Genomic DNA, 16,509 nt, shown 5'->3' with positions numbered 1-16,509 from the left:
AATGAAAACGATTTCAGATAGCTTCTTCTCGGTTCGGTACGGCCGCCTCCCGTCGGGCGGCCCGCTTCGCAGGTATGCCCCGCGGTCGCGGCGGTATTTCGAGAGGAAGTCCCTTGGCGCATCTGCTGGTTGTCGAGAGCTGGGTGGGGTCGATGAGCAGGCTGCTGCCCAGAGCGATCCGTGAAGGCGGGCACGAGTTCACCTTCGTCACCCGCGACCTGCACCACTACCTGCGCGCGGCCGGATCCGACGGCCCACACCCGCTGCTCGCAGCGCGCAACATCATCACCGCGGACACCAACGACATCGGCGAGCTGCTGCCCCACCTGGAACGGCTGCACGCGGTGCTCGCCTTCGACGGCGTGGTCTCCTCCTGCGACTACTACCTGCCGGCTGTAGCCCGGATTGCCGAGCGGCTGGGCCTGCCCGGCCCGGTATCCGAAGCGGTCGAGGCGGCCTGCCGCAAAGACCTGACCCGCCGGGTGCTGGCCGAAGCAGGAGTGCCGGGCCCCCGCTTCGCCCTTTGCGCGGACGAGGTGCAGGCCGCTGCCGCCGCCCGGGAGATCGGCTATCCGCTGGTGGTCAAGCCCGTGGACCTGTGCGCCGGGATGCTGGTCCGTCAGGTCCGGGACGGGCGGGAGCTGGAGCTCGCCTGCCGTGCCCTGGCCGAGTTCCCGGTCAACGCACGCGGCCAGGACCGGATGCCCGTCGTCCTTCTCGAAGAGCTGCTCACCGGCCCCGAAGTCAGCGTCGAGACCGTCTCCTTCGGCGGTGCCCCGAGCGTGGTCGGTGTCACGGACAAGAGCATCGGCGGTGCGCCGGCCTTCATCGAGACCGGTCACATGTTCCCGGCCGCCATTGCGCCGGACTCGGAGCGGGCGGCCACCGACACGGCTGTGACCGCGATCAAGGCCCTCGGCCTGGACCACGTCGTGTGCCACACCGAGATCAAACTGACCCCCGAGGGGCCCAAGGTGGTCGAGGTCAACCCTCGGCCCGCCGGCAACCGGATCACCGAGCTGGTCCGCCACGTCACGGGCATCGACCTGGCCGCAGCTTGCGTGGACGTCGCCCTCGGCCGCACGCCCGATCTCACGCCGCGCCCGACCGGCGTGCGCAGCGCCGCCATCGCCTTTCTGCTCCCCGATACCGTCGGCACCCTCACCGGTATCAAGGGCGCCGACGAGGTCCGGGCGCAGCCCGGGATGCTGGAGCTCACCCTGGCCGAGCCGGGGCGTGCCGTACGTGCCGCGACCAGCAACAACGAGTACCTCGGCCACATCATGACCGCTGACGCCCGTGGCAGTGGCGCCCGGGAGGCCGCCGAGCGGCTCCTCGCGCACCTGCACCCCACCTATGAGGAGTGTTCGGCCGAGCTCCCCTCGGCGGTGCCCGCATGACCGCGCCCACGCTCCACGAGCCCGCCGTACGCACCCTCGACCAGCTCATCGCGCACGTCCGCGGCGGCGGCTACGGCCCCGACCCCGCCCAGGAACGCATCGCGCTCGCCTTCACCACCGCCCAGGCGGTCCGCCATACCGGCCGGAGCAGCGGATACCGCAACGAGGTCCTCAGCCTGCGCCTGCACGCGGCGGTCGGATCCTGCGCCGTGGAGCCGGGAGCCATGCCCGCGGCGGCACTCGACGACTGTGTCGGCGTCTCGGTGGCCGAGCTCCTCGACCACCCGATCCTTCCCGTGCAGGTCGCCGCACTCGACGCCTACCTGAGCCATGTCCGCCCCCACACCCCCGACCATGGCGCCCGCCCTTACGCCATACCGGCCGGCGGCTCCTTGCACCGGTCCAGAGCCCGGGCCCGCGCCGTGGTCGATCTGCTGCCCGCGACCGGGATCCGCCGGATCCTCGTCGTCGGCGTGGTCAACTCCCTGCTGGAACAGCTGCGTGCGCGCGGCCTGGAGTACGTGCCCTGCGACCTCAAGGGCGGTGCCACCGAGTGGGGCGAGTCCGTACGGACCGATGCCCTCGCGGAGCTGGAGCACTGCGACGCCGTCCTCGCCTCCGGCATGACCCTGGGGAACGGCAGCTTCCAGCCGCTGCTCGACCATGCCGCCGCAACCGGTAAGCCCCTGGTGATGTTCGCGCAGACGGGCAGCGCGATCCTGCCGAGGTTCCTGGGCGCCGGGGTCAGAGCCGTGTCCGCGGAGCCGTACCCCTTCTTCTGGCTCGACGGCGGCCCGGGAGTCATCCACCGCTACGGAGGTGCCCGGTGACCACCGCACTCCCGTTGCACCGCCCGCCGGCCCGCAGCGCACACCCGGAGCTGCTGACGCTGATCGGCCGCACCCCCCTCGCCCGGATCCGCGCGGAATTGCCCTATCCGCACCCCGGTTTCTGGGCCAAGCTCGAATGCCTCGGCGTCGGCGGCATGAAGGCACGGTCCGCCGTGTCCATGCTGCGCGGTGCCCGACAGCGCGGCGAACTCCGTCCGGGCGCCACCGTGGTCGAATCCACCTCCGGGACCCTGGGTATCGGGCTGGCCCTCGCCGGGCAGGCCCTCGGGCATCCGGTCGTCCTCATCGGTGACCGCGAGCTCGAGCCGTCCATGCGGCAGCTGCTGCGGACGTACGGAGCGCAGCTGGAACTGGTGGAGCGGCCCGCTGCCGAAGGCGGCTGGCAGGCCGCCCGGATCGCCCGGCTGCGCGAGGTCCTGTCCCGGACGCCGGATGCCTACTGGCCCGACCAGTACAACAACCCGGACAACGCCGCGGGTTACCTCTCCATGGCGGCCGAACTCTGTGAGCAGATCGAGCACCTGGACGTGCTGGTGTGCAGCGTCGGCACCGGCGGACACAGTGCCGGCCTCATCGGCCCGCTGCGCCGTCGCTGGCCTCGGCTGAAGGTGATCGGCGTCGACTCCATCGGCTCCGCCATCTTCGGCCAGCCCGCGCGACCCCGTCTGATGCGCGGGCTCGGCAGCAGCATCCACCCCCGCAACGTTGCCCACCGCGCCTTCGACGAGGTCCACTGGGTGGGCCCCGCCGAGGCCGTCGACGCCTGCCGTCGGCTCGCCCGTACCAGCTTCGTCAGCGGCGGCTGGAGCACCGGCGCCGTCGCCCTGGTCTCCGCCTGGGCGGCCCGCGTCGAGACCGGAGCGGTGGTCGCGACGGTCTTCCCCGACGGTCCACACCGCTACCTCGGCACCGTCTATGACGACGACTACTGCCACGCGCACGGCCTTGACCGGGCCGACCTCGCCGTCCGCCCCGTGGAGATTCCCCACCCGCACGCGGTCGAGGCCATGGGCTGGACCCGCTGCCGCACCCTCGTCGACCCGCTCGCGGTGAGCCGTCCGCTCCTGCCGGCACCGGCCCGGGACGGTGCCGCATGAGACTGACCTGGCACACCACGGAGCTGGAACTGGCCGAGCCGCTCCGCATCTCCCGCTCCGTGATGGCCCGCCGCGACGCCGTCTGGATCGCGATCGAGCACGGCGGGCTGACCGGATGGGGTGAGGTGGTCAGCAGTGACTACCTCGGCCTACCCACCGCCCGCATCGTCCGGCACCTCACCACGGCGCGGCCCGCCGTCGAACACCTTCCCGACCCCGAGACCGCCTGGGACGAACACGTCGCCGAGACGCTGCCCGACTTCTCGCAGCTGTCGGCCGGTGTACTCGCCGGACTGGAGGCTGCCCTGCTCGACCTGATCGGAAAGAGGGCCGGCAGACCCGCCCACCAGCTGCTGGGCGCACACACCGCGCCGGCCGCACAGACCGCCCGTACGATCGGCATCGTCGCGCCCCTACAGGCGGCCGCACAGGCCGCCCGCCTCGCCCTGAACGGCTTCACCGTCCTCAAGATCAAAGCCGGATCGCCCCATCCGGCGGAGGACCTCGCCCGGCTGAGCGCGGTACAAGTCGGAGCCCCAGGGGTAAGCCTGCTTCTCGACCCCAACGGAGCATGGACCGAGCGCCAGGCAATCGACCTGCTCCCGCGCTTCGCCGACCTCGGCGTCACCGCCGTGGAACAGCCCATCGCGCCGGGCAGCCCCGATGCGCTCGCCCGTGTCGCCAAGGAATCCCCGGTCCCCGTCATCGCCGACGAGGACGCGGTCTCGTACGAGGATGCCGTGGCGCTCGCCGGACGGGTCCACGGCGTCAACGTCAAGCTCGCCAAATGCGGCGGCGTACGGGCCGCCCTGCGCATCCACGAGGCCCTGCGCGGCAGCGGCACCGACCTCATGCTCGGCTGCCTCACCGCGAGCTCGCTCGGCATCGCCCCGGCCGTGCACCTCGCCGACCGGGCCCGATGGGTCGACCTCGACGGGCACCTGCTGCTCGCCGACGACCCCTGGACGGGCATCGGCGGCACGGACGGCACTGTACGGGCCGCTGCTGACCGGGCCGGACTCGGCGTCCGGCGCACTCACATGGCGGTCGTACGGTGAAGATCCTCAGCTCGATGCGCGGCTTCCCGCTCGCCGTACGCCTCCTCCTCGTCAATCAGCTCGGCGTCAACACCGGCTTCTACCTGCTCATCCCGTACCTGGCCACCCACCTCACCGACGATCTGGGACTGTCGGCTGCCGTCGTCGGTATCGTCCTCGGCCTGCGTAACCTCAGCCAGCAGGGCCTTTTCCTGATCGGCGGCTCGGCCGCCGACAGGCTCGGCGCCCGCGGCGTCATCATCGCGGGCTGCGCCGTACGTACGTTGGGATTCGTCCTGTTCGCCCTCGGCGACAGCCTGCCGCTGCTGATCACCGCGTCCATACTCAGCGGGCTGGCGGGGGCCCTCTTCAACCCCGCCGTACGCACCTACGTCGCCCAGGAGGCCGGCGACCGCAAGGCCGAGGCCTTCGCGTTGTTCAACGTCTTCGCCACCACCGGGGCGCTGCTCGGCCCGCTGCTCGGCAGCCTGCTGCTGCTCGTGGACTTCCGGGCCGCCGCCGTCACCGCGGCCGGTGTGTTCGCCGCCCTCACCCTCGCGCAGCTGCTGGTGCTGCCCGCTCGGGAGACCCGGGCCCCTGAGACCAGAATGCTCGGCGACTGGCGCGAAGTCATGGGCAACCGGCGGTTCCTGGCGTTCTCCCTCGCCATGGTCGGCATGTACGGCCTGGAGAGCCAGCTGTACCTGCTGCTGCCCCGCGCGGCGACCGACGCCTCCGACTGGGGCGGCTCGGTCAGCCTGCTGTTCCTCGCCGGGACCATCGCCAACCTGCTGTTCCAGCTCCGCATCACCCGCGCCCTTAAAGCCCGGGGCAGCAGGGGATGCTGGATTGCCACCGGCCTGAGCGTCATGAGCCTGGGATTCCTGCCCCCGATACTCGTGGCGGGCACGTCTACCGCACACCCGCTGCGCCTCCTGCCGGTGCTCGCCGGGGCCCTGCTGCTGCACCTCGGGGTGATGATCGCCTCGCCGTTCGTGATGGAGCTGATACCGGCCTTCGGCCGAGCCAACCTGACCGGCACGTTCTACGGGCTCTTCTACGCAATCTCCGGCGTCGCGGCCGCGGTCGGCAGTGCGGCCATCGGCTGGTCCATGGACACCGCCGCCCGCCACACGGGCCTGGCCTGGCTGCCCTATGTCTGCTGCCTCGCCTTCGGGCTGTTCTCGGCAGGGGCTGTGGCGTACCTGCAGCGAAGACGCGCCCTGCCCGCGGTGGAAGCACCCGATCCGACGGCTCCCGCGCTCCCCGACCGGCCCCGAAGTGAGACCCGATGACAGAGACGACCACTGGCAACCTGCTCACCGACCACCCCGAGCTCTACGAAGAGCGCTTCCCCGACCCAGACCGCCTGGCGGCCCGCTGGACCGAGGACGTGCTGGCACGCCACGGGGCCGGACCCCGCGTCCTCGACGTCGGCTGCGGCACCGGTCGCGACGCCGCCTGGCTGCACCACAGGGCCGGCCGCGAGGTCACCGGCATAGACACATCGCAGGCCATGCTGGCCCACGCAGGCACACGCCACCCCGGCCCGGGTTACCACCGGGCCGACATGCGCGACTTCGACCTCGACGCCACCTTCGACGCGATCGTCTGCCTGGACAGCGCCCTGCTCTACTGCCACGCCAACGAGGACCTCACCGCCTTCCTGGCCCGCTGCCGCGCCCACCTCAATCCCGGCGGCCTGCTCGTCGCCGAAATGCGCAACGGAGCCTTCTTCCTCGGCAACACCGAACTCCTCGACGGCCCGCGCACCAACACCTTCGCCTGGCGCGGCACCACGTACACCTCCCACACCACCCTGTGGATCGATCATGGCGCGCAACTCCTGCGCCGCCGACGGACCTGGACCGCCGACGGCTCCCTTCCGGACGAGCAGCACTCCGCCTGGAGGCTCCTCTTCCCGCAGGAGCTGCGGTACTTCCTCAGCACCGCCGGGTTCGAAGTCCTCGCGCTGTACGACGGACCCGGCCCGCGCACCGAACCGCCGTGGAGCGAGGGCGAGGCCCAGCACGCGACCACGAGTTCTGACCGCCTCCACGTCGTCGCCCGGCTCACGCCTCACCCCAGCAACGGAGACACCGCCCCATGAACGACGCCCGCTCCAGCCTCGCCCGTCGAGGTTTTCTGATCGCCACGGGCGCCACCGCCCTCACCTTCAGCGCCGCCTGCGGCTCCGGCGCCACAACCCCCGATGCCAAGAACGCCGCAGCGGGAACCCCCAAGGCGGGCGGCCGGCTGCGGGCCGCCTTCGCCGGCGGCGGGGCCAACGAGACCCTCGACCCGCACGCCGCCAACCTGTTCGTGGACGCCGCCCGCGCCAAGGCCCTCTTCGACAAGCTCGCCGACTTCGGCGCCGACCTCGCCGCCGTCCCCAGGCTCGCCGAGCGCTGGGAGCCCAACGAGGCTCTCGACACCTGGCGCATCACCCTGCGCAAGGCCTCCTTCCACGACGGTAATCCGGTCACCGCCGAAGACGTCCTCTACAGCTACCGGCGCATCGCCGATCCCAAGGGCACCTTCCGTGCCAAGGCATCCTTGGAGCCGATCGACCTCGATGCCAGCCGAGCCATCGACGCGTCCACCGTCGAGTTCCAGCTCAAGCGCCCGTACGCCGAATTCCCCAACGTCCTCGCCGCCTTCGGCGCTTACATCGTCCCCAAGGACGCCACCGCCTTCGACAAGCCCATCGGCTCCGGACCGTTCACCTTCGTCTCCTTCAAGCCGGGCAGCTCCCTCGTCGTCAGGCGCAACGACGCCTACTGGGAAGGCGCTCCGCACCTCGACGAACTCGAATTCGTCGTCGCGTCCGAGGAATCGGCACGCGTGAGCGCCCTGCTCGGCGGTCAGGTCGAGTACGCCCATGAGCTGAACCCGGCCACCGCTCGCACGCACGAGGGCAAGGGCAAGATCGACATCGTCCGCCTCGCGGGCAGCGCGATGCAGGGCTTCGTCATGAAGACCGACCGTCCGCCGTTCAACGACCCGCGCGTCCGCCAGGCCTTCTTCCTCATCACCGACCGTAAGGAACTCGTCGACGGAGCCCTCTCCGGCGCCGGCGAGGTCGGCAATGACCTGTTCGGCAAGGGCTACCAGTACTACCCCGCGGGGCTCCCGCAGCGCATCCAGGACCTGGACAAGGCCCGCGCCCTGCTCAAGGAGGCAGGCGCCGAAGGCCTCAAGGTCACCCTCGACACCGCTCCCGCCGCCACCGGCTTCGTCGAGGCCGCCGGCATCTTCAAGGAGCAGGCCGCCAAGGCCGGCGTCACCGTCGAGGTCAAGGTCGGCAACAAGGACACGTACTGGAAGGACATCCTGTCTTCGGGCACCTTCGCCTCCTACCGGTCCGGGGCCATGCCCATCGAGTCCCATATCTCGCAGCGGCTGCTGACCGGGTCCACGACCAACGCCACCAAGTGGCAGCAGAAGGACTTCGACGACCTGTACCAGCAGGCCCAGTCCACCCGTGACGTCACGCAGCGCGGCGCCCTCTACGAGCGCATGCAGCGCCGCCTGTACGACGAGGGCGGCTTCCTGATCTGGGGATTCGCCGACTGGATCGTCGCCACCGCACCCAAGGTGCGCGGGGTGTCCAAGGCGGCACCCGCCAACACCCTCGACTGGGCGCGCTTCGACAAGATCTGGCTCGCGTGACACTCCACCTCTCATGGGTCGGCCGCCGTCTGCTCCTCGGTCTGGGGCAGACGGCGGCCGTCGTCCTCTTCATCTTCCTGCTCACCGAGGCCCTGCCCGGCGACGCCGCCGTGGCCCTCGCGGGGGACCAGCCCGACCCCGAGCGCATCGCCCGTATCCGCGAGGCCATGGGCCTGGATCGGCCCGCCGCCGAACGGCTCCTGCACTGGGTCATCGGCATACTGCACGGCGACCTCGGCACCTCCCTGGTCACCGGACGGCCCGTCACCGGCTACCTCACGGCAGGCCTCGGCCCCACCCTGCTCCTCGCCAGCGCCACCTTCGCGCTGCTCGTCCCGCTCTCCGTCGGCCTGGGAGTGCTCGCGGCCCGCCGCGAAGGCGGCCTGCTGGACCGGACCGTCAGCACCCTGACCCTCGCCGTGCACGCCGTACCCGAATTCGCCTTCGGGGTGCTGCTGGCCACGCTCTTCGGGCTGTGGCTCGGCTGGCTGCCACCCACCGCCGTCGGTGCGGACATCTTCTCCGAACCCGCCGTCCTGGTCCTGCCGGTCCTCGTCCTGCTGTCCCGGCCGGTGTGCACCCTCAGCCGCCTGGTGCGCGCCGGGACGATCGACGCGATGGCCTCGCCGTACGTCGCGCAGGCACGGCGCTACGGGGTCCCCCCGTGGCGCATCCGCTGGACGCATGCCCTGCCCAACGCACTGGCGCCCGCCACCCAGCAACTGGCCCGCACCTGCGACTGGCTGCTGAGCGGAGTGATCGTCGTGGAGGCCCTGTTCGTCGTCCCGGGCCTGGGCACGGTCCTGATCGAGGCCGTCACCGCCCGCGACGTACCGGTCGTCCAGGGCATGGCCGTCGTCTTCGGTGTCGTCACCGTCCTGGTCAACCTCGCCGCGGACCTGGTCGCGCGCCGCTTCGCCCCGCGTTCGGAGGTGGCGGCATGAAGCACGCCCGGCAGACCCTGCCGAGGTACGCGCTCGCCGTTGCGCTGATCGCCCTGCCTCTGCTGCTGGCTCTCCTGGGGCCGCACCTGGCAGGCTCCGCCGGGCCACGATCCGTCTCCTTCAGCGCCGGCGAAGGGCACTGGCTCGGGACCGACTTCACCGGCCGTGACGTCTGGCGGCAGGTGCTGCTCGGCGGCCGGTCCGTCGTGCTCGTTGCGCTTGCCGCCACTGCCCTCACCTACCTCATCGCGATCCCCCTGGGGCTCGCTGCAGCCCTCACCCGCCGCACCTGGCTGGAGGAGAGCCTGATGAGGCCCTTGGATGTACTTATCGCGGTGCCCTCGCTGCTCCTGGTGCTCCTGGTCGCGGCCACCCTCACACCGGGTCCCGTCGGACTGACCGTCCTGGTCGGGCTGGCCGCCGTACCCGACGCGGCGCGGGTCGTCCACGCGGCCGCCGTGGAGATCTCCTCCCGGCCCGCGGTCGAGGCCCTGCGGATGCAAGGCGAATCCTGGTGGCGCACGGCCATCGGCTACGTGGCCCGCTCCATGCGGCGAATCCTGGCCGCGGACGCCGGGATCCGGCTGACCGGCGCCCTGTACCTGGTGTCCACGGCCGCGTTCCTGGGAGTCGGGGTGCAGCCCGACGCTGCCGACTGGGCGGTGATGGTCGACCGCAACCGGACCGGGCTCTTCCTGCAGCCCTGGGCCGTGGTCGTACCGGCTCTCCTCATCGCGGCGCTGTCGATGGGCACCAACCTGCTGTTCGACGCGGCCCTTCAAAAACGTGACCGCTGGAAAGGAGCCAGACGATGAACCCCGTCGTAGAAGTGCAGGGTCTGCGGGTGGAGATCGACGGAAGGGCCATCGTCGACGGTGTGAGCCTGGAGGCCCATGCGGGCAAGGTCATCGCTGTCATCGGTCCCTCCGGCAGCGGCAAGACCACCACCGGACTCGCCCTCCTGGGTGAGTACCCGGCGGGTGCCCAGGTCGAAGGAACGGTGCGTACGGCGGGGGGTGCGGTGGGGTACGTCCCCCAGCACCCGGCATCCGTCCTCAACCCCGCACGGCGGGTCGGAGCGCTGCTGCGCGATATCGCCATCGGTCAGGGAGGCCACCGGCGGGAGATGCGCGAACGCGTCCACCGGGCCCTCCGCCTTGCCCAGATTCCGGATCCCGCCGACGTGATGCGCCGCTTTCCCCACCAGCTCTCCGGAGGGCAGCAGCAGCGGGTCGTCCTGGCACAGGCGCTGCTGCTGGGCGCCCGGGTCATCGTCGCCGACGAACCCACGACCGGCCAGGACGTGCTCACCAAGCAGGGCATCGTGGCGGAACTGGCAGCTGTGGCAGAGCAGGGCATCGCCGTCGTCCTGCTCAGCCATGATCTCGACGTGGTGCGGCAACTGGCCGACGAGGTCGTCGTGATGAGGGACGGCCGGGTCGTGGACCGCGGACCGGCCTCGTCGGTCCTCACCGACCCGACGAAGGAGGTGCTGGCCGTAGGGCCGACAGGACGCCGGGACGGATCCGTGCGCCTGGACACACGAGGCCTGACCGCGACGCACCGCACAGCGCGGGGCACGATCCAGGTACTGAGCGACATCGGGGTCTCGGCCGCGGTGGGCGAATGCCTTGCGCTGGTCGGCCGCTCCGGCAGCGGCAAGACCACGCTGGGACGCTGCTTGGCCGGCCTGCACTCCGCGTACGAAGGCACGGTCCTGCTCGACGGCGCCCCGCTGCCGCACAGCCTGCGCTCCCGCAGCCGCGCCGAACTGGCCGCCGTGCAGTACGTGTTCCAGGACGCGAAGGCGGCGTTCGACGAGCATCGGCCCGTCCTCGATCAGATTGCCCGTACCGCCGTGCGCTTGCAGGGTGTGGACCAGGACGACGCGCGCCAAGTGGCCGTACGGACACTGGAAGGGCTGGGCCTGACCGAGAGCCTGGCCGAACGACGCCCCGGCGCTCTCTCCGGCGGCGAACTCCAGCGGGCCGCGCTGGCCAGGGCCCTGATGGCGGAGCCGAAGGTCCTCGTCTGTGACGAGATCACCTCCGGGCTCGACGCCGTCACCCGGCACGCCATCCTCGGCGTGCTCGGCGCGCTCCGGGAACGCAAGGAGCTCACCCTGGTGTTCATCACGCACGACCTCGCCGCCGCCCGGGTCCTGGCCGACCGGGTCGCGGTCCTGGACGCGGGACGCGTGGTCGAAGAAGGACCGGCTCACCAACTGATCAATGAACCGCAGCACCCGTTCACCAGAGCCCTGCTGCACGCGGCTGCCCAGGCCACGGAGCCTCGGCAGCGAGGGACGGCGCCCGCCCCCGAATTCCGGTGACCCTCAGCGCACGGCCACCAGCACGGGGCTGGATCCCGAACGTGCGGCAAGCCGGAAGAACTCCGGGTCCTTGGGCCCGGTCGCCGTGATCCGGGCTCCACGTTCCCCGCGATCCGTTCCGGCAGCACGATGTTGAGGGGCGATCCGACGGCGCCCACGAGTGTGTGGAGGAGTGACGCCGACTCGAGCAAGGACGTCAATCGCGGTTCGGAGGCGGGGTTCCAGGGGCAAAGGGGCCCTGCTCATCCCAGCTGTTCCTCCCCGACGAGGAAGACGTACCGGCCCTACCGGCTGTTGCCATAGGGGAGCAGGGCCATTTCACGCGCGTTCTTGATCGCTGCGGCGAGTAGGCGCTGCTGCTGCGCGGTGACGCGGGTGACGCGGCGGCTGCGGATCTTCCCCCGGTCGGAGATGAACTTCCGCAGCAGATCGGTGTCCTTGTAGTCGATGTAGGTGATCTTTGCCGCGTCCAGCGGGTTGGGACGGGACTTGAGCGGCTTGTTCGGGATCTGGCGGCGAGCCATCGGGGTTCCTTGAGGAGCGTGGGTGGTCAGGAGACGGGGTCGAGGAGGGAGTCGAAGGCGGCGGGGAGGGATCTCCACGCCTCAGGTCCTGCCGCGTATTCGGCGTCGGTGAGCAGGCAGGACTCCAGGAGCCGCTCCACTCCGTCGCGGTCGAGACCGGGTGAGGTGAAGACGAGGTGCTGGCAGCAGTCGCCGTGTTCGGGGTGCCAGTCAAGCGAGGCTGCAGCCCTGCGCATCGGCGGCACCATCTCCCACGCGGCGTCCGGGAGGGAGGCGAGCCAGGGGCCGGCGTTCTCCACGGACAAAGCGCCGCCCGCGGCGTCCCAGGCCAGCAGGGTGTCGGGGCGGTCGGCGAGCCAGAAGCGGCCGCGGCTGCGGGCGGCCGCGCAGCAGAGGTCTTCCAGCGCCTGGTAGAGCCGCTCGGGGTGGAAGGGGCGGCTGCGGTGCCAGACGAGGGTGGTGACTCCTGCCTCGTCGGCCTCCTGGGGCAGTAGGGCGCAGGCCGGGTGCTGGGCGGCGGCCGCCGTCTCCACGTCGAAGCCGGCGAAGGCCAGCTGGGCGAGCTCTCCGGATCCGGCCGGCACCTGGCGGGCGGTCGGGTGGAGCTGGGCGAGGAGGGCGCGGTCCTCAGCGTCGGCTTCTTCGCTGTCGACGAGGGCGAGTACGGGGGCGTACTCCAGCTGCCGTGCCCAGGTGTCTCCGACGGTTCGTTGGTCCGAGGCGGCCGCGGCGAGGCCTACGTCGGCCAGGTCGTCGCCGTTGACGAGGTAGGGCAGGACGAGGGCGGGGTCGACTGCGGTGATCACGCCGGTGAGCTCGAGTATGTCGGCGCCGTGTTCCACGACGACCTCCGCCATCGCCTTGGGCTCGACGGAGTCCCACAGCTCGACGACAGCCAGCCGGGCCATGCCGCTGTCGGCCAGCCGTTCCAGTTCGGGGACCAGGTCCTCGCGCAGCGCGCAGCAGGCGCAGTCGTTGAAGAGCGTGGCCTCCCCTCGGGACAGCTTGCCAGAAGCGTCGCGCACCAGGCGCAGCACCGTGCCCGTGGGCGCAGTGGCCAGGTCGTGGTGGACCGCGACGCTGCCCGGCACGGCGTGCAGCAACCGGTCCACGACCTCCTTGCGGGCGTCGGAGTGGAGCCCGCCGACGATGACGACGGGCAGGCTCACGCCTTGCTCCCGTAGCGGCGCTCGAAGCGCTCGACGCGGCCGGCGGTGTCCAGGACCCGTGCCGTGCCCGTGTAGAAGGGGTGGCTCTGGGAGGAGATCTCGACGTCGATGACGGGGTAGGTGTTGCCGTCCTCCCACTCGACGGTCTTGGTGCTCGTCGCCGTGGACCGGGTGAGGAAGGCGAAGTCGGCGGCCTTGTCGCGGAAGACGACGGGGCCGTAGGCGGGGTGGATTCCAGGCTTCATGACGGTGTCCTTCAGGCAGGGGAGTGGGATCAGCGTTCTTCGCGGAAGTCGACGTGCCGGCGCACCACCGGGTCGAACTTGCGCAGCACCATCCGGTCCGGGTCGTTCCGGCGGTTCTTGCGGGTGACGTAGGTGTAGCCGGTGCCTGCGGTGGAGCGGAGCTTGACGATCGGGCGTACTTCGTTGCGTGCCATGCCGCTACTATACGGGAATGGAAATCATTTCCAATAACAGTTCCGGTTCAAAGAGAGTCAGGTAACACCGTGTCCGCCCACTGCCAACTGCGCGGGGCCCAGCCGGGCTTCGGCAACAGCATCTCCCACTCGCACCGGCGCACCTCCCGCCGCTTCGACCCCAACATCCAGCGCAAGCGCTACTGGCTGCCGAGCGAAGGGCGGCACGTCCGCCTCACTCTCAGCGCGAAGGCGATCAAGACCGTCGACGTGATCGGCGTCGAGGCGGCCGTGGCCCGGATCAGGGCCCGAGGGGTGAAGGTCTGATGGCGAAGAAGAGCAAGATCGCGCAGAACGAGAAGCGCAAAGAGATCGTCGAGCGGTACGCGGCCCGGCGGGCCCAGCTGAAGGAGGTCCTGCGGCGGCCGTCCTCGACGGAGGCCGAGCGCCGTGCCGCTGTGGCGGAGCTGCGCAAGCAGCCCCGCAACGCCAGCGCCACCCGGGTGCGCAACCGGGACAGCGTGGACGGCCGGCCCCGCGGCCACCTGCGGAAGTTCGGGCTCTCCCGGGTCCGGATGCGGGAGCAGGCGCACGCCGGGTTCCTCCCCGGAGTCACCAAGTCGTCCTGGTAGTGCTGCCTGCCGGGTGAGCGCGCGCGGGCCCACATCTCCGGCGGGATGTGGGCGCCCGCGCGCACCACCCGGCGTGTCGCGTGCCTCAACTGATGGGAAACCGAATGTCCAAGGGTCTGCTGAGCGTGGTGGCAGGCAACTCCCCGTACGCCCGGGGCCTGGTGGTGGATCAACTGCTGGGCAGCAGCCCGCATGCGGTGGTGCTGTCCGTTTCGATCCATGGCCGCAGCACCGGATACCCGGTTGTGCAGCGTTTCGGTGCCGGGGCGGATGCGGAGCTGGGAGTGCGCCTGACGTGTGGGGCGACCGGTGATCCGGTGGTGATCCTCCGCCAGGACCTGATGGCCATCCGGCGGGCGATGGGGGAGCCCCACGTCGTCTTCACCCTGCCGCCGGAGCTTGATGTCCTGCCGTTCCTGGTGGAGTTGTGGCAGCCGCGGATCGGCGTGAGCGCGGTGTCCGACCACTACGACCCCGCGCCGGTACTGGTCGGTGTCGACCCGGCGGCCTTCATGGCCGACATCGGCTGCGTTCACCGGTCACAAAAACGAGCCGCCGCCCAGAACATCCGAGCCGCGGCCAGCAACTCTTTCGGATTCGGCGGCCACAACGTCGTCGTCATCCTCACGCACGGCTGGCGGACGGGTGCGGGCCCGCCGACTCCGGCAGGGGCGGGCCCGTCGACCCCGGATGACCTTTCCCACCTGGCCCGGCGCTCCAGCAACCGGCGACGACGCTCCTCAAAGCCATGTGCCTCCTCCCGCAACGACTCCAGGAAACCACCCAGTTCCTCCTGGCACCGTCGGCCCGCCGACCCCACGGCCACCAGATCGAGCACTCCGAGCGACCGCAGCAGCGGTACGGCGACCTCCTCATGGAAGTGCCCGACGTGATGAATACCGCCGAGCGCGACGTCCATCGCCAGCCGGGCGAAGTCCGGAGACGCATAGGAAGGCATCCGGAAATCGCGCACGTCCTGCAAAATCGCGGCCAGCGCGGGCCCCGGCGCAATCTCCAGCGCTGCGCGCAACAGCTCCCGGTAGAACACCATGTGCAAATTCTCGTCCGCCGCGATCCGCATCATGAGCCGTTCGCACACCGGATCGCCGCTGTGCCGGTCGGCATTGCGGTACGCCACCCGCGTCGCCAGTTCCTGCACCGTCACATAAGCGAGCCCGTGCAACACGCCCTGATGGGACCGGGCCCCGACTCCGAGAAGACCGGCGGGAAGATGACGTCGCGTGGCGGGGTGCTGCGGAGCAGGTGATCGTTGGAGGTGAGGGTGAGGAGCCGTGCGGGCTGCCGCTGGAATCCGCTGATGGTCAACGGTGGCTGACGCCGCTGGAAGTCGCGCTGGAGGCCGAGCAGCAGGTGCAGTGCGATGACGTCCATGAAGGGCACGCGGATGAGGTCCAGGTGTAAGGGGGCGCCATTGGCTGCCGCGGCGGTGGTGGCCTGGTGCAGGCTCGGGCAGGTGTCCATGTCCAGTTCGCCGGCCACCGTGATGACTGTGCCTTCTGGATCGTGGCTCATGGTGATGCGGATGCCGTCGTTCATGGTTCGCCCCCGTTCAGGGGTCGAGCCCATCACGGTCGCCCGCCGATGCGGGAAAGAGGGCCGCTGAGCGCGCGGCGTAGGGCCGCGCGCAGCCGAGCGAGACCACCCGTACCAGGCCTTGGCCATGGATATGGCCGTAGGGGCGGTGCGGGGTCTCCCACCAGACCAGGCTGGTTGTCCCCCTTACAGTCCCAGAAGTCATGGCCGCAGTCCAGACGACGCCCGGCCACTGGGGCACGCCCCGTGCTGTCCAACGGTGAAGAGAAGATCGGCGGCTGTACCGGCCGAGGTGAAGCAGCCTGCAGAGTTCGTGGAGCGCCAGCCCTGTTACTGAGCTTGCAGGGACGTGACAGGCCCGGCCAGGTGGCTGTGGACCGGCCGGGCCTGCGTGTATGGGCGAGTGGTGCTCTGCTCAGAGGTTCTCGTCGTGCAGGTCCTCTTCGCGCAGCAGGTCGTCCTCGCGGCGGCGCGAGGTCTCCTTCTGGCCCTGCTTGCCCTGCTTCTGTGCCTGCTCGCGGGACGGCTTGCCCGGCTGGGGGTGCGCGGGGTCTCCGGGGCGGTGGTGCTCCTGTGCCTCGCGGCCCTTGCCCGGCTCCTGGCGCTTGTCCTGCGTACCGTCCATGACGGCGACTCCTCTTGATGTGTGGGGTACGGATTGCTCTCGGATCACGCTGACACGCACCGTGACGGTCTGCATCACGGCGACTACGAAGCGAGGCACACGGGTGACGCCCGTCCCCGACGTGGCGGCGTCGGAAGGCGGCGCGGCGCCATGCTTTTTCTTGCGCTTCGAGTCGCTGGACGCGGGCTGCCTCGGCGTAACCGATCTTTGCCTGTTGCACTGCGGCTTCCCACTGCCGCCGCTTCTCCCGTGCT

At 70.6% G+C, this 16,509-nt stretch carries 19 protein-coding genes; 12 read left to right on the top strand and 7 right to left on the bottom strand.

What is annotated here, in order from left to right:
• Positions 1-113 precede the first annotated feature (113 nt).
• Genes AB0D48_RS04940 through AB0D48_RS04895 form a run of 10 tightly spaced genes read left to right on the top strand, consistent with a single transcriptional unit; the run spans position 114 to position 11,333 of the window.
• Positions 114-1,400, top strand: a complete 1,287-nt coding sequence (locus AB0D48_RS04940) for an ATP-grasp domain-containing protein (protein WP_362390840.1) — start codon at positions 114-116, stop codon at positions 1,398-1,400.
• Positions 1,397-2,230, top strand: coding sequence for a DUF364 domain-containing protein (locus AB0D48_RS04935; protein ID WP_362390838.1), 834 nt, complete (start codon positions 1,397-1,399; stop codon positions 2,228-2,230). The genes AB0D48_RS04940 and AB0D48_RS04935 overlap by 4 nt, the downstream gene beginning before the upstream one ends.
• A complete protein-coding gene (locus AB0D48_RS04930; protein ID WP_362390836.1) occupies positions 2,227-3,348 on the top strand; it encodes a pyridoxal-phosphate dependent enzyme in 1,122 nt (373 codons plus the stop codon). The genes AB0D48_RS04935 and AB0D48_RS04930 overlap by 4 nt, the downstream gene beginning before the upstream one ends.
• The gene (locus AB0D48_RS04925; RefSeq protein WP_362390834.1) at positions 3,345-4,406 is read left to right on the top strand and encodes a dipeptide epimerase; all 1,062 of its coding nucleotides are present in this window, start codon (positions 3,345-3,347) and stop codon (positions 4,404-4,406) included. The genes AB0D48_RS04930 and AB0D48_RS04925 overlap by 4 nt, the downstream gene beginning before the upstream one ends.
• Entirely contained in the window at positions 4,403-5,680 is a 1,278-nt protein-coding gene (locus AB0D48_RS04920; protein WP_362390832.1) for an MFS transporter, read from the top strand. Before AB0D48_RS04925 ends, AB0D48_RS04920 begins: the two co-directional genes overlap by 4 nt.
• Positions 5,677-6,495: a class I SAM-dependent methyltransferase gene (locus tag AB0D48_RS04915; protein ID WP_362390830.1), complete on the top strand. Its 819-nt coding sequence runs from the start codon at positions 5,677-5,679 to the stop codon at positions 6,493-6,495. The genes AB0D48_RS04920 and AB0D48_RS04915 overlap by 4 nt, the downstream gene beginning before the upstream one ends.
• On the top strand, positions 6,492-8,057 hold the full coding sequence (locus tag AB0D48_RS04910) for an ABC transporter substrate-binding protein (protein WP_362390828.1): 1,566 nt from the start codon (positions 6,492-6,494) through the stop codon (positions 8,055-8,057). Before AB0D48_RS04915 ends, AB0D48_RS04910 begins: the two co-directional genes overlap by 4 nt.
• On the top strand, positions 8,054-9,001 hold the full coding sequence (locus tag AB0D48_RS04905; RefSeq protein ID WP_362390826.1) for an ABC transporter permease: 948 nt from the start codon (positions 8,054-8,056) through the stop codon (positions 8,999-9,001). Before AB0D48_RS04910 ends, AB0D48_RS04905 begins: the two co-directional genes overlap by 4 nt.
• Positions 8,998-9,816 (top strand): ABC transporter permease subunit, encoded by an 819-nt coding sequence (locus AB0D48_RS04900; protein ID WP_362390824.1) that lies wholly within the window; start codon positions 8,998-9,000, stop codon positions 9,814-9,816. Before AB0D48_RS04905 ends, AB0D48_RS04900 begins: the two co-directional genes overlap by 4 nt.
• Positions 9,813-11,333, top strand: a complete 1,521-nt coding sequence (locus tag AB0D48_RS04895; protein ID WP_362390822.1) for an ATP-binding cassette domain-containing protein — start codon at positions 9,813-9,815, stop codon at positions 11,331-11,333. Before AB0D48_RS04900 ends, AB0D48_RS04895 begins: the two co-directional genes overlap by 4 nt.
• Before the next feature lie 284 nt (positions 11,334-11,617).
• On the opposite strand, the gene rpsR is transcribed toward AB0D48_RS04895, so the two are convergent.
• From rpsR to rpmG, 4 genes are read right to left on the bottom strand one after another with little or no spacing between them, the layout of a single operon-like run.
• A complete protein-coding gene (rpsR, locus tag AB0D48_RS04890) occupies positions 11,618-11,857 on the bottom strand; it encodes a 30S ribosomal protein S18 (protein WP_362390820.1) in 240 nt (79 codons plus the stop codon).
• A gap of 26 nt (positions 11,858-11,883) precedes the next feature.
• Entirely contained in the window at positions 11,884-13,026 is a 1,143-nt protein-coding gene (locus tag AB0D48_RS04885) for a GTP-binding protein (RefSeq protein WP_362390818.1), read from the bottom strand.
• Entirely contained in the window at positions 13,023-13,271 is a 249-nt protein-coding gene (locus AB0D48_RS04880) for a type B 50S ribosomal protein L31 (protein ID WP_362390816.1), read from the bottom strand. The genes AB0D48_RS04885 and AB0D48_RS04880 overlap by 4 nt, the downstream gene beginning before the upstream one ends.
• 29 nt (positions 13,272-13,300) lie before the next feature.
• Positions 13,301-13,465 carry a 50S ribosomal protein L33 gene (gene rpmG, locus AB0D48_RS04875; protein ID WP_030162346.1) on the bottom strand — a complete coding sequence of 55 codons (165 nt, stop codon included), beginning with the start codon at positions 13,463-13,465 and terminating at the stop codon, positions 13,301-13,303.
• 69 nt (positions 13,466-13,534) lie between these two features.
• On the opposite strand from rpmG, the gene rpmB reads away from it, so the two are divergent.
• Positions 13,535-13,771, top strand: coding sequence for a 50S ribosomal protein L28 (gene rpmB / locus AB0D48_RS04870; protein WP_362390813.1), 237 nt, complete (start codon positions 13,535-13,537; stop codon positions 13,769-13,771).
• Positions 13,771-14,076, top strand: a complete 306-nt coding sequence (rpsN, locus tag AB0D48_RS04865; protein ID WP_362390811.1) for a 30S ribosomal protein S14 — start codon at positions 13,771-13,773, stop codon at positions 14,074-14,076. Before rpmB ends, rpsN begins: the two co-directional genes overlap by 1 nt.
• Before the next feature lie 532 nt (positions 14,077-14,608).
• Here rpsN and AB0D48_RS04860 read toward each other — a convergent pair.
• From AB0D48_RS04860 to AB0D48_RS04850, 3 genes are all read right to left on the bottom strand, one after another.
• Positions 14,609-15,262 carry an acyl-ACP desaturase gene (locus AB0D48_RS04860; protein ID WP_362390809.1) on the bottom strand — a complete coding sequence of 218 codons (654 nt, stop codon included), beginning with the start codon at positions 15,260-15,262 and terminating at the stop codon, positions 14,609-14,611.
• Positions 15,238-15,633 carry an STAS domain-containing protein gene (locus tag AB0D48_RS04855; protein WP_362390807.1) on the bottom strand — a complete coding sequence of 132 codons (396 nt, stop codon included), beginning with the start codon at positions 15,631-15,633 and terminating at the stop codon, positions 15,238-15,240. The genes AB0D48_RS04860 and AB0D48_RS04855 overlap by 25 nt, the downstream gene beginning before the upstream one ends.
• A 412-nt stretch (positions 15,634-16,045) precedes the next feature.
• A complete protein-coding gene (locus AB0D48_RS04850; RefSeq protein WP_362390805.1) occupies positions 16,046-16,255 on the bottom strand; it encodes a hypothetical protein in 210 nt (69 codons plus the stop codon).
• Positions 16,256-16,509 lie beyond the last annotated feature (254 nt).

This window comes from Streptomyces sp. NPDC048269, from assembly GCF_040652395.1.
Lineage (GTDB): Bacteria > Actinomycetota > Actinomycetes > Streptomycetales > Streptomycetaceae > Streptomyces.
The sequence above is the reverse complement of the archived record's forward strand: the minus strand, read 5'-3'. Positions and strand labels throughout refer to the sequence as shown.